15 protein-coding genes and 1 pseudogene are annotated in these 14,529 nt (G+C 66.9%); 9 read left to right on the top strand and 7 right to left on the bottom strand.

All coding sequences use genetic code 11. The features are described 5' to 3' along the window. Both AC1DYX_RS17735 and AC1DYX_RS17730 read left to right on the top strand, forming a co-directional pair. Positions 1–361, top strand: a 361-nt coding sequence (locus AC1DYX_RS17735) for a cadherin repeat domain-containing protein (protein WP_477261142.1), incomplete at its 5' end; no start/stop codon positions are given. Between the two features lie 172 nt (positions 362–533). Next, the gene (locus AC1DYX_RS17730; protein ID WP_477261140.1) at positions 534–812 is read left to right on the top strand and encodes a hypothetical protein; all 279 of its coding nucleotides are present in this window, start codon (positions 534–536) and stop codon (positions 810–812) included. A gap of 9 nt (positions 813–821) precedes the next feature. On the opposite strand, the gene AC1DYX_RS17725 is transcribed toward AC1DYX_RS17730, so the two are convergent. Continuing rightward, on the bottom strand, positions 822–2,174 hold the full coding sequence (locus AC1DYX_RS17725; RefSeq protein WP_477261138.1) for an RNA-guided endonuclease InsQ/TnpB family protein: 1,353 nt from the start codon (positions 2,172–2,174) through the stop codon (positions 822–824). Between the two features lie 303 nt (positions 2,175–2,477). On the opposite strand from AC1DYX_RS17725, the gene AC1DYX_RS17720 reads away from it, so the two are divergent. Then, a complete protein-coding gene (locus AC1DYX_RS17720; protein WP_477261136.1) occupies positions 2,478–2,858 on the top strand; it encodes a hypothetical protein in 381 nt (126 codons plus the stop codon). Positions 2,859–2,873: 15 nt separating this feature from the next. On the opposite strand, the gene AC1DYX_RS17715 is transcribed toward AC1DYX_RS17720, so the two are convergent. The 3 genes and pseudogenes from AC1DYX_RS17715 to AC1DYX_RS17705 form a co-directional block, all read right to left on the bottom strand. Further along, positions 2,874–3,209, bottom strand: a complete 336-nt coding sequence (locus AC1DYX_RS17715; RefSeq protein WP_477261134.1) for a four-helix bundle copper-binding protein — start codon at positions 3,207–3,209, stop codon at positions 2,874–2,876. 268 nt (positions 3,210–3,477) lie between these two features. Continuing rightward, positions 3,478–3,981, bottom strand: a complete 504-nt coding sequence (pnuC, locus tag AC1DYX_RS17710; RefSeq protein ID WP_477261132.1) for a nicotinamide riboside transporter PnuC — start codon at positions 3,979–3,981, stop codon at positions 3,478–3,480. Between the two features lie 93 nt (positions 3,982–4,074). After that, a pseudogene (locus AC1DYX_RS17705) lies at positions 4,075–4,236 on the bottom strand (pyridoxamine 5'-phosphate oxidase family protein); the annotation flags it as partial. A 265-nt stretch (positions 4,237–4,501) separates the two neighbouring features. Between AC1DYX_RS17705 and AC1DYX_RS17700 the strand changes: the two are divergent. From AC1DYX_RS17700 to AC1DYX_RS17675, 6 genes are all read left to right on the top strand, one after another. Continuing rightward, positions 4,502–5,731: a glycosyltransferase gene (locus AC1DYX_RS17700; RefSeq protein WP_477261130.1), complete on the top strand. Its 1,230-nt coding sequence runs from the start codon at positions 4,502–4,504 to the stop codon at positions 5,729–5,731. Next, a complete protein-coding gene (locus AC1DYX_RS17695) occupies positions 5,731–6,918 on the top strand; it encodes a glycosyltransferase family 4 protein (RefSeq protein ID WP_477261128.1) in 1,188 nt (395 codons plus the stop codon). Before AC1DYX_RS17700 ends, AC1DYX_RS17695 begins: the two co-directional genes overlap by 1 nt. Before the next feature lie 129 nt (positions 6,919–7,047). Continuing rightward, on the top strand, positions 7,048–8,673 hold the full coding sequence (nadB, locus tag AC1DYX_RS17690) for an L-aspartate oxidase (RefSeq protein WP_477261126.1): 1,626 nt from the start codon (positions 7,048–7,050) through the stop codon (positions 8,671–8,673). Between the two features lie 50 nt (positions 8,674–8,723). Beyond that, a complete protein-coding gene (locus AC1DYX_RS17685) occupies positions 8,724–9,632 on the top strand; it encodes a DMT family transporter (protein WP_477261124.1) in 909 nt (302 codons plus the stop codon). A 90-nt stretch (positions 9,633–9,722) separates the two neighbouring features. After that, positions 9,723–10,625: an NAD-dependent protein deacetylase gene (locus tag AC1DYX_RS17680; protein ID WP_477261122.1), complete on the top strand. Its 903-nt coding sequence runs from the start codon at positions 9,723–9,725 to the stop codon at positions 10,623–10,625. 20 nt (positions 10,626–10,645) lie between these two features. Further along, entirely contained in the window at positions 10,646–11,656 is a 1,011-nt protein-coding gene (locus tag AC1DYX_RS17675) for an alpha/beta fold hydrolase (RefSeq protein ID WP_477261120.1), read from the top strand. Positions 11,657–11,794: 138 nt separating this feature from the next. Here the strand turns inward: AC1DYX_RS17675 and nadC are convergent, their stop codons facing one another. The 3 genes from nadC to AC1DYX_RS17660 all read right to left on the bottom strand — a co-directional run. Then, complete coding sequence (gene nadC, locus AC1DYX_RS17670) at positions 11,795–12,685, bottom strand: carboxylating nicotinate-nucleotide diphosphorylase (RefSeq protein WP_477261118.1); 891 nt, start codon at positions 12,683–12,685, stop codon at positions 11,795–11,797. Beyond that, on the bottom strand, positions 12,682–13,824 hold the full coding sequence (gene nadA / locus AC1DYX_RS17665; protein WP_477261116.1) for a quinolinate synthase NadA: 1,143 nt from the start codon (positions 13,822–13,824) through the stop codon (positions 12,682–12,684). Before nadA ends, nadC begins: the two co-directional genes overlap by 4 nt. 180 nt (positions 13,825–14,004) lie before the next feature. Further along, positions 14,005–14,529 (bottom strand): ATP-binding cassette domain-containing protein (locus AC1DYX_RS17660; protein ID WP_477261114.1); only part of this gene is annotated, 525 nt, incomplete at its 5' end.

The raw sequence follows: 14,529 nt of genomic DNA, 5'->3' as shown, positions 1-14,529 counted from the left end.
GACCAAGACCATCCAGTTCAAGGTCGACAAGACGGCGCCGACGCTTAACGTGACGCTGGACAAGTCCACGATCTGGCCGCCGAACCACACGATGGTGCCGGTCATCGCGACCTTGTCCGCGACGGATGCGGGTGCGGGCATCGAGTCCGTGGTCCTGACCAGCATCACGAGCGACAAGCCGGACAGCGGCCTGGGTGACATCCACTCCGACTTCGGCACCCCGTCGACGACCTTCAGCGTGCGTGCCGAGAAGGATCGCGTCTACACCGTCACCTATACCGCGACCGACAAGGCCGGCAACAAGACGGTGAAGACGGCGACCGTCACGGTCCCGCACGACCAGTCGGGCGTGAACCAGTAATGGTCCAGCCGTACTCCGTTTAAAAGCGGAGCATGGATGGCCGGCGGCGCGAGCCGCCGGCCATTTTTCATTTGCGGTTGCCGCGCACGCTTGAACCGCCGTTTGCAGGCCGGCCGGGCCTACGGGACAATGGCCGTGACGACGTGCGAATGGAAAACGGAAAGGAGCCTGCATGAGCATCACGGTGAAAAACACGACGCCCGACACGACCCGGGTTACGCTGTTCGGCGAGTTGCGCGACGGCAGTTTCGACGCGAAGATCATGGCCGAGACCGACGTGCCCTACACCCGCTGCTGGGAGAACCAGATCGAGCAGCGTATCGTCTACATCCAGCCCGATCCCGAGCAGCTGCAAGCCATCCTGGCCGCCCTCAACGACCGCCGTCTGTCTCTCGAGCAATTGCAGGAATTCGGCAGCGCGGGCGGCGGGATGTCCGAGATCCCGGTCTGAGCCGCACTGCTATCGAGAAGGTGAGCACAAGTGCTCACCGATCTCTTCCTGCCCCGAGCCGTCCTGCTGACCGTGCTCGTGCCTGGCAGGCGTCACTTTCCCGCCTCCCGCCGGCCCAGCGCCGGCGGCAGTGCCCGGCGTCACCGCCTGGCTCGCCACGGGTAGCGCCGTTTGCGCCGCGTGGGCGCCGGTGGCGAGCCGTTGCAGATTGACCGCCGCGTTCACGTCGCGGTCGTGATGCGCGCGGCACGCCGCGCATATCCAGGTCCGCTCTCCGAGTCCCAGCGCGGCGTATTTTGTTCCGCAGGCCGAACAGAGCTTGCTGGACGGATACCAGCGGTCCGCCAGCACGATCCGGGTGCCGTAGCGAATGGCCTTGTACTGCAGCTGGCGCCGGACCTCGTAAAAGCCGACGTCGGCTATCACGCGGGCCAGGCGACCATTGGCCAGCATGCCGCTCACGTGCAAATTCTCGATCACTACCGTTTGGTTCTCGCGGCAGAGGCGAGTCGTGAGCTTGTGCGTGAAATCGCGGCGCACCCGCGCGATGCGGGCCTGCAAGCGCGCCAGCGCCTTCGCTCCCTTGCTTCGGTTCTTCGACACCGGCAGGCGCGTGCCTTTCGGGATCGGCCCTTTCAGGCCAACCGCGGCCTTGGCGGCCTCCAGCTTGCGCGACAGGCGCCGGCTGCGGATGCGCAGTCGGTCCAGTGCGGCCCGCAACGGCCGCGGCGCAGCGATCTTCTCGCCGCTCGACAGCGTCGCGGCGCTGCTCACGCCGAGGTCCACGCCAGTGATCCCGTCGCCCGTGCGACGGCGGCGCGCATCCTGTTCAGGCACCTCGACCTGGACCGACAAAAACCAGTGGTCCGCCTCGCGCGAAACACTCGCGCCGAGGATCCGGCCCGGCCAGCGCAGCGCTTCACATAGCGCCACCCGCCCGATCTTCGGCAGCACGGCAGTCATGCCGTCCAGGCGGAATTTATCGTTCGCCACGTAAAAGCTATCGACACAGCGGCCCTTCTTCTTGAAGCGCGGCGGCTGCGCAGGCTGGCCGCCGCGGCGCCGCTCGAAATAGCGCGACCACGCCCTGGCCAGGTTGGCGAAAGGCTGTGCGTGGGCGTCGCGGTGAATGGTGCGCAGCCACGGCCGCCCCTCGGCATCGAGCCAGTCGGAATCCGAATACTTGATCCGATTAAACTGTTTTTTCAGCGCCATCGCGTTTGGCTTCTCGCCGGTCGCGAGCTGGCGCTTCCATTCGGCCAAGGCCCAGTTCCAGACGCGGCGGGCCGAGCCGGCGGCGCGCGCGAAATAATCGCGCTGGGCTGCGCTCGCCTCAATCCTGACCCGGTGCGCCAGCAACATGATCGCTCTCCAATACCGAGCGCAGCTGGCTCTCAGTGTAACGGCGCCGGTTACTGGCGGTGCGCGCCTTCGGGACAAGCGGCCCCTCACGCTCACAGTGCTGCGGAGTTTTGACCGAAGTCCGCAGCCTGGCGGCCTGTTCAATTCCCATTGTGCTTTCCATGATCATGATTGGACACAGCTACTCATGTTTGGTTCGACTAGAGCCGCGCTCCTACATGCACGCGCAGCGCATGCCGACAGACGGCGCCGCCGCGCGCGGCGACAATCGCTCATCTATCATGTAGACGACGAGGAGGAGAGATGAACGCACAAGCGGCGCAGCCCGGCAAGGGCGGACAGAACGAGCAGTCGGCGACGATCGGCGTCGGAAACCCCACGAGCGGCGAACAGGGCAGTACCCTCACCTACGAGACGATGGCCGAGACCGGTGGCAGCGGCACCCAGCCCCGACCGGAAGAAGAAGCGCCGATGTCTCGCGGGGCGAGCCAGTCTGGTGCCGCGGGCAGCCGCCAGGGCGCGCCGGAGGACGAGGCCGAAGGTGCCGGAACGGCCGCGACGGCCATCAACCGCGGCTACCAGGATACGCGCAGCCGCCAGGCCAGTCCCGGATCGACCGGGCTGGGCGCGCCGGAAACGGGCGGCAACCAGGACGAGGACGACCTCGCGCCGCCGCGGCGCTAATCTACTGGCGGCGGGTCAGGCGGCGCCCGCCATGCGCCGGCACGCGTCCGAGCACGCGCGGCACGCTTGGGCGCATGCCTGGCAATGGTTCATCGGATGCCTGCCGCACTCGTCGCCGCAGGCCGTGCAGACGTCCGCGCACAGGCTGCACACGGCCTGGGCGAAGTCGCTGCCGCGCGCCATCATGGCGGCAGCCGTGCGGCACATCTGGGCGCAATCCATGTCTAGAGCGATGCAACGCGCCATCTTCTTGACGTCGTCTTCCTGCAGGCAGGCCGTCGAACAGCGGTCGCATGCGACGGCACAGGCCTGGCAGGCCTCGATACAGGCTTTGAAATCGTCGTAAGACATCTATTCCTGCTTGGTGGATGGGTGGAATCTGTCCCGGACATCCCGATGAAGCCGACGGCCGGTATCTCCCGGTCTGCGCGCAAGAGCGCCAGCTTAGCACATACACTTTCGTGCAAATGTTCGACAGGCGCCCAGTGTGACGGGCGTTATGTTTCGAAAGTCGAAGGAACGGACGACACGGCGGCATCCGCATGTTGCGCAGCCAGTCGGTACCAGTTACGCCAGGAAACGATGGCATTGATCCAGAAGCCGGCGTACAGCACGGCCGTCAGCGGCTGAAGTACAGCGGCGCGGCGATGCTGTTCACGAGCAGCCAGAAACCCCAGTTCTCGACCCGGCGCTGCATCATGAAGATCTGGCCGATGATGGAAAACACGAGCACGGCCGAATCGAGGAACGGTGCGTAGGCGTTGGTCGTGAAGTGCAGCAGTGCGCCATAGCCGGCGGTGGCGGCGACGCCGAGCGGCACCGTCCACGCGAGATTGGCGGCGCCGGCGTKCGTGATGGGCAGGGGCTCGCCATGGTCGCCGCGCAACCATTTCCACCAGCCGACAATGCTCGTCGCGACGAAGAATGCCTGCAGCGCGACGTCGGCATACAGCCGGTTCTGCGCGAACAGGATGCCGAACAGCGTGCAGCCGGCGATGCCCGTCCACCACGTATGGACGTTGTTGCGGCCAGCCAGCAGGATCGCCGCGGCAGTCAGCCCGTTCGCTGCCCATTCCAGCGGCGCCGTCATGCCGCCCAGCCCTGCCCGTCCAGCCTCATTCACGTTCCTTCAAAGAAGCGTGTACTGTACGCCAGCCGCTCTGATTATTGCAAGAGAGGAATTCCTCAATCCAATCAGGGACTTGCGTACTTACAGCTAGAACCTGCGATGTTCCGGGTCCATGTCCGGCCTGGTGCCCGTCATGGCCGCTTTCGCCATCGCGAACAGGCGCACCATCCTGCTGTCGTTCGAGTCCCGGTATTCGGCCGAATGCGGCTCCACGCGGATCAGGACGGCGTGCTCGTCGTCCGGGCCGGTCGGGAACCACGATCAGTGCGGCGGCGTACGGATGGCTGCCCGCACGCACGGTTGGACCGCAGCGGTGACGTGTTGCTGCGTGCTTCGGGCCATTTCTTGAGACGAGTCAACGGCGCCATCAAGCGGTCAAAGCCCCACGTTGCACCGCAATATAATTGTTCCCAGCGCCAGCCGGATGTACCGGCGCAGGGCCAATCGTCAACGAGCGTGGGGGTGCCAGGATGCGTATCGAACGGCATAACGACCTTCTCCTGTCATGACACGCATGGGTGCCCAGAATCCCGTGGGGGCAACGCTATCCGAACCGGATGAGCGGCCGCGCCTGGTCGTCCACGTCGTCGATGCGCTCGATGCGGCGCAGGTGGAGCACAGTCTCCTGAACCTGATCCGCCACCTGCCGCCCGAGCGCTATCGCCATGCCATCGTGTGTCTGCACGACAGCGGCGGCTACCAGGGCGACATGCGCGCGCACGGCGTCGAGATCGTCAACCTGCACAAGCGCGCCGGACCCGACCCGCTGCATTATGTGCGCATGTTCGGTGTGCTGCGCTCGCTCCGTCCCGACGTCATCCACACCCGCGACGGCGCCGGATTGCCGGCGCAGGTCGTCGCCGCGCTCGCCGGCGTCAAGCTGCGCGTGCACGCGGAACACGGATGCATGGGCGATGGCGGCCCCGGCGCGCGCGGTTCGCAGCGCGGGCGGTTCGCGGGCTGCCTGCTGCTGCGCTTGCTGTGCCCGCTGATCGACCATTTCGTCGCCGTCAGCAGTGACCTCGAACAATGGCTGGTCGACGCCGTCGGGGCGGAGCCGGCGCGCGTCTCGCAGATCGCCAACGGCGTCGACAGCGTGCAATTCCACCCCCGGCTCGGTCCCGCCGCCGCCGTCGGTCCGCCGGGATTCATGCACGACGGCGTGTTCGTGGTCGGCAGCGTGGGCCGCATGGACGATGCGGGCAACCACACGACGCTCGTCGAGGCGTTCCTGCGCCTGATCGCCTCGCCCCATCCGGCGCACCACAAGCTGCGGCTGCTGCTCGTCGGCGACGGACCGGCCCGCGCCGAGTGCCAGGCACTGCTGCACCGGGCCGGCGCCGCGGCACGGGCGKGGCTCCCGGGCGCCCGCGCCGACGTGCCGCAACTGCTGCGCGCGATGGACCTGTTCGTGCTGCCGTCGCTCGCCGAGGACCGCTCGAACACGATCCTGCAGGCGATGGCGACAGGGCTGCCGGTCGTGGCGTCGGCCGTGGGCGGCAACACGGAACTCGTCCATCCGGGGTTCACGGGCATACTCGTGCCCCCGATGTCGACGGAGCTGCTCGCCTCCGCGATCGCAGATTACTGCCGCATCCCGGAGATGGCGACGCGCCACGGCGCGCGGGCCCGCAGCCAGGTCATCRCGCGCCACAGCATGCCGGCGATGGCACGCGACTATCTGGCGGTCTACGACGCGCTCACGCGCAGCGCGACGGCCGATGGCTTGCGACAGGTGCCCTGATGCGTGTCCTTCACGTGCTCGACGCCGCTGCCGCGCGGCAGACCGATTACGGCAGGCGTACCCGCGCGCTGCTGGCCGAGCTGCGCGCGCAAGGCGTGCAGACGGTGCACCTGGCAGGTCCCGAGCGCGCCGGCATCGAAGTCCCACACCCGGCGGCGGACGGGTGGCCTTATCACGCCTGGCACCTGTACCGCACCACGTCTTCGTGTCCGATTATCCCCCGGTTTGCACGCCCGCCGGGCCGCTGGCGGGACGCGGTGGACATGGTCGCGCTGGGCTTGCGGCTGCGCCAGGTGGCCGCCCTCACGCGGCCGGACGTGATCCACGTGCACGCGCCGAGCATGCACGCGGCCGCCGCGTGGCCCGTGGCCAGTCTGCGGCGGCTGCCGCTCGTGGTCGAAGCCGACCGCCGCGCCGCCGGTGGATATGGTACCCGGTCCCTCGCGCGGTTCTGTTGCACGCGGGCCGATGCGCTGGCCGCGCCCAGCCTGGAGATGCGCGCGGCGTTGCGCGCGAATGGCGTGCGGCCGCGCCGGATCGCCATCGTGCCGTCCGCCGCCGATGTCGAGCCCGTGCCGCGGGCCGATCCGGCGCCACCCGGGCTGGTCGATGCACCTTTGCTCGCCTTTGCGGGCGAGCCCGATGGGGACGGCGGCATCGACCTGCTGCTGGACGCGCTCCGCGCATTGCGGCGCCGGTACCGGGCGCTGCGGCTGGTGGTCGCCGGTGGCGGTGACCGGACGGCCTGGCTGGACGGGCAGATCGCGGCGGCGGGCCTGAACGGGTATGTGCGCGTCACGGGAAGTCTCCCAGGCAGGCGCGCGGCGGATGTGCTGGCGCGGGCCGACGTCGCCGTATTCCCGGCGCTGCCGGGCAGGGCCGCGCTCGCCCCGTCGCGCCACCTGCTGAACGCGATGGCGCGCGGCTGCGCCGTCGTCGCGTCCGACATCGYCTGCCACCGCGAGTTGCTCGTCCACGGTCACAGCGGCATGCTGTTCGCGGCCGGCAGCGGGATGTCGCTGGTGGACGTGCTCGCGCAGTTGCTGGACGACACCGCCCGCCTGCGTGCGCTCGGACAGGCTGCCGTGCACGCAGTCGCCGCCACACACAACTGGACGGCGACTGCGGCAGGTTATCGTCGCCTGTACGCCGCCGTGCTCGCGGATGCGCGTGGCGGCGCGCGCTGAAGCCGTTGACCGCGTTTTCAGCCATCCGGCACCGGGATGACTGGATGCTGAACAGCTTTATCACGGACAAACCTACCCCAAATCGTCTATAGTGATGCCTCTTTACAAAAGCAAAACCAAGAGATTGCGATGAAATTTGACGTAGCCATCGTCGGCAGCGGCCTGGCCGGCCTGTCGGTTGCCCTGCATCTGGCACAGACCCGCAAGGTCGCCATCATCTCCAAGCGCGAATTGCTGGACGGCGCCAGCAACTGGGCGCAGGGCGGCATCGCCGCCGTGCTGGACTCCGGCGACAGCCATGACCAGCATATCGCCGACACGCTCGTCGCCGGCGCCGGACTGYGCGACGAAGCGGCCACCCGCTACATCGTCGAACACGGACGTGAGGCGATCGAGTGGCTGATCGAGCAAGGCGTGCCGTTCACCCGCGACGAGACGGCGGAACTCGGCTTCCACCTGACCCGCGAAGGCGGCCACAGCCAGCGCCGCATCATCCACGCCGCGGACGCCACCGGCCATGCCGTGCAGGTGACGCTGGAGCAGAAGGTGCGGGCCCACCCGAACATCTCGCTGTTCGAACACCATTGCGCGATCGACGTGATCACGTCCGACAAGCTGCAGCCGGATGGCGTGCACAGCGGCCCGGCCCTCGTCGGCCAGCCGCGCTGCTACGGCCTGTACGTGCAGGACGAAAAGAGCGGCACGGTGCAGACCTTCGAGGCGGAACACACGGTACTGGCCACCGGCGGCGCCGGCAAGGTGTACCTGTACACGACGAACCCGGACACGGCGACGGGCGACGGCATCGCGATGGCCTGGCGCGCCGGCTGCCGCGTGTCGAACATGGAGTTCATCCAGTTTCACCCGACCTGCCTGTACCACCCGTTCGCGAAATCGTTCCTGATCACGGAAGCCGTGCGCGGCGAAGGCGGCCTGCTGAAGCTGCCACCCGAGGCGGGTCCGGCGGCCGGCACCCGCTTCATGCCGGCGCACGACGAGCGCGGCGAGCTGGCCCCGCGCGACGTCGTGGCGCGCGCCATCGACTTCGAGATGAAGAAGCGCGGCCTCGACTACGTCCATCTGGACATTTCGCACCAGAGCCCGGAATTCATCAAGGAACACTTCCCGACCATCTACGCGCGCTGCCTCGAGCTGGGCATCGACATCACGAAGGAAGCGATCCCGGTCGTCCCGGCCGTGCACTTCACGTGCGGCGGCGTTGTCACCGACCTGGCCGGCCGCACGGACATCCCGGGTCTCTACGCCGTCGGCGAGACGGCCTACACCGGCCTGCACGGCGCGAACCGGCTGGCCAGCAATTCGCTGCTCGAATGCCTCGTCGTCGGGCGCGCATGCGCGCACCAGATCGCCGCGGCGCCGTCCGTCGACCTGCCGCTGCTGCCCGCCTGGGACGAGAGCCGCGTAACGAACGCGGACGAGGAAGTGGTCATCGCCCACAATTGGGACGAACTGCGCCGCTTCATGTGGAACTACGTCGGCATCGTGCGCACCACCAAGCGCCTGGAACGCGCGCAGCACCGCATCAAGCTGTTGAAGGAAGAGATCGACGAGTACTACCGCAATTTCCGCGTCACCAATGACCTGCTGGAGCTGCGCAATCTGGTCGAGGTGGCGCACCTGATCGTGCGCAGCGCGTTGTCGCGCCACGAGAGCCGCGGCCTGCACTTCTCGCGCGACTATCCGGATACGCTGCCCAAGGCCTTGCCCAGCGTGCTGACGCCGCGCCGGCGCTGATCCTCCTCCCGAGGCCGGCGCATTCCCGCGCCGGCCGCACGTCGTCTTCCATGAACCAGAAACTGACGCCTTCCACCGTCCTGCTGCTGACGATCCCGCCGCTGCTGTGGGCCGGGAATTCGATCGTCGGCCGCCTCGTGCGTGGGGCCGTGCCGCCGATGACGCTGAATTTGCTGCGTTGGACGATCGCCCTGGCCGTCCTGCTGCCGCTCGGCTGGGCGACCTTGCGCCAGGCCGGCGTGCTGGACGCCATCCGGACCCGCTGGCGCCGCTACGCCCTGCTGGGGCTGCTGGGCATCGGCATGTACAACTCCTTGCAATACCTCGCCCTGCAAAGTTCGACGCCGATCAACGTGACCCTCGTCGCGTCCGGCATGCCGGTGTGGATGATGCTCGTGGGGCGGCTGTTCTACGGCATGCCGGTGCGCACGCGCCAGGTGGCGGGGGCGTTGCTGTCCGTCGTCGGCGTGCTGGTCGTGCTGTGCCGCGGCGACGTCGACCAGTTGCTCGCGCTGCGGCTCGTCGCGGGCGATCTCTACATGATCCTGGCGACGATCGCCTGGTCGTTCTATAGCTGGATGCTGCTGCAACCGCAGGACGAGCCCGCCCTGCGCGCGGACTGGGCCGCCTTCCTGGGCGCGCAAGTCGCATTCGGCCTGGCCTGGTCGGGCGCGTTTGCCGGCGCCGAATGGGCGCTCGGCGCCCACCCGATCAGGTGGAGCTGGCCCGTCGTCGCGGCATTGATGTTCGTCGCGGTGGGTCCGGCCGTTCTGGCGTTCGCGTTATGGGGCGCGGGCATCCGCCGGGCCGGCCCGGGGATCGGCGCGTTCTTCGTCAACCTGACGCCACTGTTCACGGCGCTGCTGTCGTCCGCCTTCCTGGGCGAGATGCCGCACGCCTACCACGTGCTGGCCTTCTTCCTCATTGTCGGCGGCATCGTCGTCTCGGCCCGGCGCTGATCCAGCCGCGCCGCGGTGATGGCTGCGGGAATCGTGTTTTCGTTCGAGCATCAAGGGTGTTACGATCCCATGCAGAAGGAGACAAAAGCGATGGCCGAAGCATTCACCATCCACGACCACGCGGCGCGGATCGCCGCATTCCTCGACCGCCATCCGCGCGCCCTCGTATTGACAGGCGCGGGGCTGTCGACGGCGTCCGGCATACCCGATTACCGCGATCGTGACGGCATCCGGCGCGGCAAGCCGCCGATCCACGGACCGGATTTCCGGAACTCCGAGACGGTGCAGCGGCGCTACTGGGCACGTAGCATGATTGGCTGGCCCGTGCTCGCGCAGGCCAGGCCCAACTACGGTCATCGCGCGATCGCCGGGCTGGAGCGGATCKGGCGCATCGGTTCGGTGCTGACGCAGAACGTGGACGGCCTGCACGGCCAGGCCGGCACCCATGGCGTGCTGGAATTACACGGCAATATCCACACGGTCGTGTGCCTGGACTGCTCCGCCCTCTTCCCACGCGCGTTCGTGCAGGGCCAGTTGGAGGATTTCAATCCGCACATGGCGGGCGCGAATGCAACACCGCTGCCGGATGGCGACGCCTCGGTCGAACCGACCGAACTGGCCAACTTCAGGCTGCCTTTCTGCACCTGCTGCGGCGGCACCCTGATGCCCAACGTCGTCTTTTTCGGCGACAACGTCCCGCCGGCGCGCACGGCCATCGCGCTGGAACAGATGGAGCGCGCGGACGCGCTGCTCGTCGTGGGGTCGTCGCTGATGGTGTATTCGGGTTTCCGGTTCTGCCGCATGGCGCAGGCGGCCCGCAAGCCGATGGCCGCCATTAACCTCGGCCGCACGCGCGCCGACGAACTGCTCGACATCAAGATCGAAGAATCGGCCGAGCGGGTCTTGCCGCTCGCACTGGAATTGCTGACCAAGGGCTCGGATCGGACTGAAGGAGACAAGCCATCCATACCACTCGACGGGGGAATACTGTGACGAAAACTTTGCGCAGCACGTTGTCTAATTCACCATGGCAGGCAGGGGCCCTCCTGGCCGGTCTCGGCCTTGCGGCCTCTTATTTTTATGTGCGTTCCAAGACGAAACGGGCCGAGGCCGAGAATCCGCCGCAGGGCCGCTTCGTGAAAGTCGACGGCGTGCGCCTGCACTACGTGGAGCGCGGCAGCGGTCCCGTCCTGGTATTGCTGCACGGCAATGGCGTGTTGGCCAGCGATTTCCAGTGTAGCGGGCTGATGGACAAAGCCGCCGAGCACTATCGCGTGATCGCTTTCGACCGCCCGGGCTTCGGCTATAGCGAGCGGCCGCGCAGCAAGGTGTGGACACCGCAGGCGCAGGCCCGGCTGCTGCATCATGCGCTGCAGGAGATCGGCGTCGATTCCGCCATCGTCCTCGGCCACTCGTGGGGCACGCTCGTCGCGCTGGCGATGGCGCTGGAGGTGCCGGACTTCGTGCGCGGCCTCGTGCTGCTGTCGGGCTATTACTATCCGAGCCTGCGCGCTGACGTGCCGCTGCTGTCCGGGCCCGCGATCCCGCTTGTAGGCGACGTGCTGCGCTACACGGTGTCGCCGCTGGTCACGCGCATGCTGTGGCGACCGCTGACGAAACGGGTATTCTCGCCGCAGCAGGTCGATCCGCGTTTCCGTGAGTTGCCGGTGTGGATGATTTTGCGGCCGAGCCAGCTGCGCGCCAGCGCGGCCGAGACGGCGATGATGGTCCCGTCAGCACTGGCGCTCGCGAAACACTACACCGAACTGAAAGTGCCTGTCGTGCTCATGGCGGGCACGCAGGACAAGATCGTCGATTTCGGCCACAACTCGGAACGCCTGGACGAGCGCCTGCCGGACAGCGAACTGCACCTGCATCCCGGTATCGGGCACATGACGCATTACACGCATACAGACAAGGTGGTGGCGGCGATCGACGGGATTGCGGCGCGCGTGGGCGAATCCGTGTATCGCAGGAATCCGCAGGCGGAGGCGCTGGCGCGGGCCAGCGAGAGTGGAACGTGAACCTTTCGTTACCTAAAGTGCCGTAGGGTGGGCACCCTGTGCCCACGCGGACGTTTGCGGTACGTTGACGTAACGCGTGGGTTCGTTTCATTTGAGGCCCCCGGCCTCAAATGCCCACCCTACGCCGAATGCCGACCGTTATCCGACGACACGCAAGGAATAATCGGTGGCCTTGACGTCCTTGGTCAGGCTGCCGATCGAGATCCGGTCGACACCCGTCTCCGCGATCGCCCGCACGGTTTGCATATTGATGCCGCCCGATGCTTCCAGCAGCGCACGCCCCGCATTGACGCGCACGGCATTGCGCATCATGTCCAGGTCGAAATTGTCGAGCAGGACAGACGTGGCGCCGGCACCCAGCGCTTCCTCCAGTTCGGCGAGCGATTCGACTTCGATCTGGATCGACACGCCCGCGTCCAGCGCGTTCGCCGCCTGCAGCGCCGGCGTGATGCCACCCGCGGCTGCGATGTGGTTTTCCTTGATCAGGATGCCGTCGTACAGCGCCATGCGCTGGTTGGCGCCGCCGCCCACGCGCACGGCGTATTTCTGCGCCATGCGCAGGCCCGGCAGCGTCTTGCGCGTGTCGAGGATCTGCGCCTTCGTGCCGGCGATCACGTCCACATAGGTGCGCGTGGCCGTCGCGACGCCGGACAGTAGCTGCAGGAAATTCAACGCCGAGCGCTCCGCCGTCAGCAGCGAGCGCGGCGAGCCCGAGAGGGTGCAGACGACGCTGTCGGCGGCCATCATGTCGCCCTCGGCGTACTTCCAGTCGATCTCGATGTCCTGGTCGACGGCGCACATGACGCCTTCGAACCATGGTGCACCGCACAGGACGGCCTGCTCGCGCACGATCACGCGGGCCTGCGCGCGGGGTTCTTCCGGCACGAGCTTGCCCGTCAGGTCGCCGCTGCCGACGTCTTCCAGCAACGCGGCCAGCAGGTTCTGTTCGAACGCGGCCTGCAGTTTGTCGTCGAATTGCCCTTCGGGGGCGTAAGGCTCAGTGGCGTATGGATTCTGCAAATTGCTCATGCGGGTCCGATTCCCGAGAAAAGTTTGGCTTCCTGTTCCAGCGAACCGGTCGGCAGTGCCTTCGCCTTCTTGGCGGCGGCGAAGTCGAGCATGCGGTCGATGGAACGCTTCGCCTGCTTGCCGATTTCCGGGTCGACGAAGATCTCGTTCCTGCCATCGGTGGCTTCGAGCACGTCGGCCAGGTTCTGCAGGCCGTTCATGGCCATCCACGGGCAGTGGGCGCAGCTCTTGCAGGTGGCGCTGTTGCCGGCGGTCGGGGCTTCGATCAGCGTCTTGCCCGGCGCGGCCATGCGCATCTTGTGCAGGATGCCGTTGTCGGTGGCGACGATGAAGTGCGTCGCGTCCATCGTCTGCGCCGCGTTGATCAGCTGGGTGGTCGAGCCGACGACGTCCGCCTGGGCGACGACGTTGGCCGGCGATTCCGGGTGGACAAGGACTTTCGCATGCGGATACTCGGCGCGCAGCAGGTCCAGTTCAACACCCTTGAACTCGTCGTGCACGAGGCAGGAGCCCTGCCACAGCAGCATGTCGGCACCGGTCTGCTTCTGGATGTACGAACCCAGGTGGCGGTCCGGCGCCCACAGGATCTTCTTGCCCTGGTCGTGCAGGTATTTCACGATGTCCAGGCCGATCGACGACGTCACCATCCAGTCCGCGCGCGCCTTCACGGCCGCGGACGTGTTCGCGTAGACGACGACCGTGCGGTCCGGGTGCTGGTCGCAGAACGCGGCGAACTCGTCGGCTGGGCAGCCCAGGTCCAGCGAGCAGGTCGCGTCCAGGTCCGGCATCAGGATCGTCTTTTCCGGGCTCAGGATCTTCGCAGTCTCGCCCATGAAGCGCACGCCGGCGACGACCAGCGTCTTCGCGGGGTGGTCACGGCCGAAGCGGGCCATTTCCAACGAGTCGGAGACACAACCTCCCGTTTCCTCGGCGAGGTCCTGCAGGTCGGCATCGACATAATAGTGCGCGACGAGGACGGCTTCGCGCTCCTTCAGCAGGCGGCGGATGCGGTCCTTCAGCGCGGTCTTCTCGGCAACTTCCAGGGGCGACGGGGTACGGGCCCAGGCTTCGGCGGTGGAACAGACGCCGCCGACCGGGCGGTCGTATTCGAAGACTTTAACGGGGGCAATGGTATTCATAAGCAATATGATCGCAGGGCGGTGCCGGCACCAGCCGGGATGCCGCCGATTGTAGTCCTTTATGTGGCGTAGGGTGGGCACCCTGTGCCCACGCTTAACGTCCGCATGACGCCAACGTCCGCGTGGGCACGGCGTGCCCACCCTACGAAATTCACGACATTACGTATTGCGTCACGAAAATCAATCCAGGCCTTGACTCTTGAGGTAATCCTCGTAATTACCCTGGAAGTCGATGATGCGGTCTTCCTTGATCTCGAGGATGCGGGTCGCCAGCGACGACACGAACTCACGGTCGTGCGACACGAAGATGAGGGTGCCGGCGTACTTATCCAGTGCGATGTTCAGCGATTCGATCGATTCCATGTCCATGTGGTTCGTCGGCTCGTCGAGCAGCAGCACGTTGTGGCGGCCCAGCATCAGCTTGCCGTACATCATGCGGCCCTTCTCGCCGCCGGACAGCACGCGCACGGACTTCTTGACCTCGTCGCCGCCGAACAGCAGGCGTCCCAGGATCGAGCGGACGGCCTGGTCGTCGTCGCCTTCCTTGGTCCAGCGGCCCATCCAGTCGGTCAGGTTCAGGTCCGTGGCGAATTCTTCCGTCGGATCCTGCGGCATGTAGCCGGGGTTGGCGTTCTCGGCCCACTTCACGCGGCCCGTGTCGGCGTCGAGACCGCTGATCGGGCCGCTGCCGATGCAGCGCAGCAA

It is taken from the genome of Massilia sp. P2_C2, from assembly GCF_056404615.1.
This window is presented reverse-complemented; position numbering and strand designations above follow the sequence as displayed.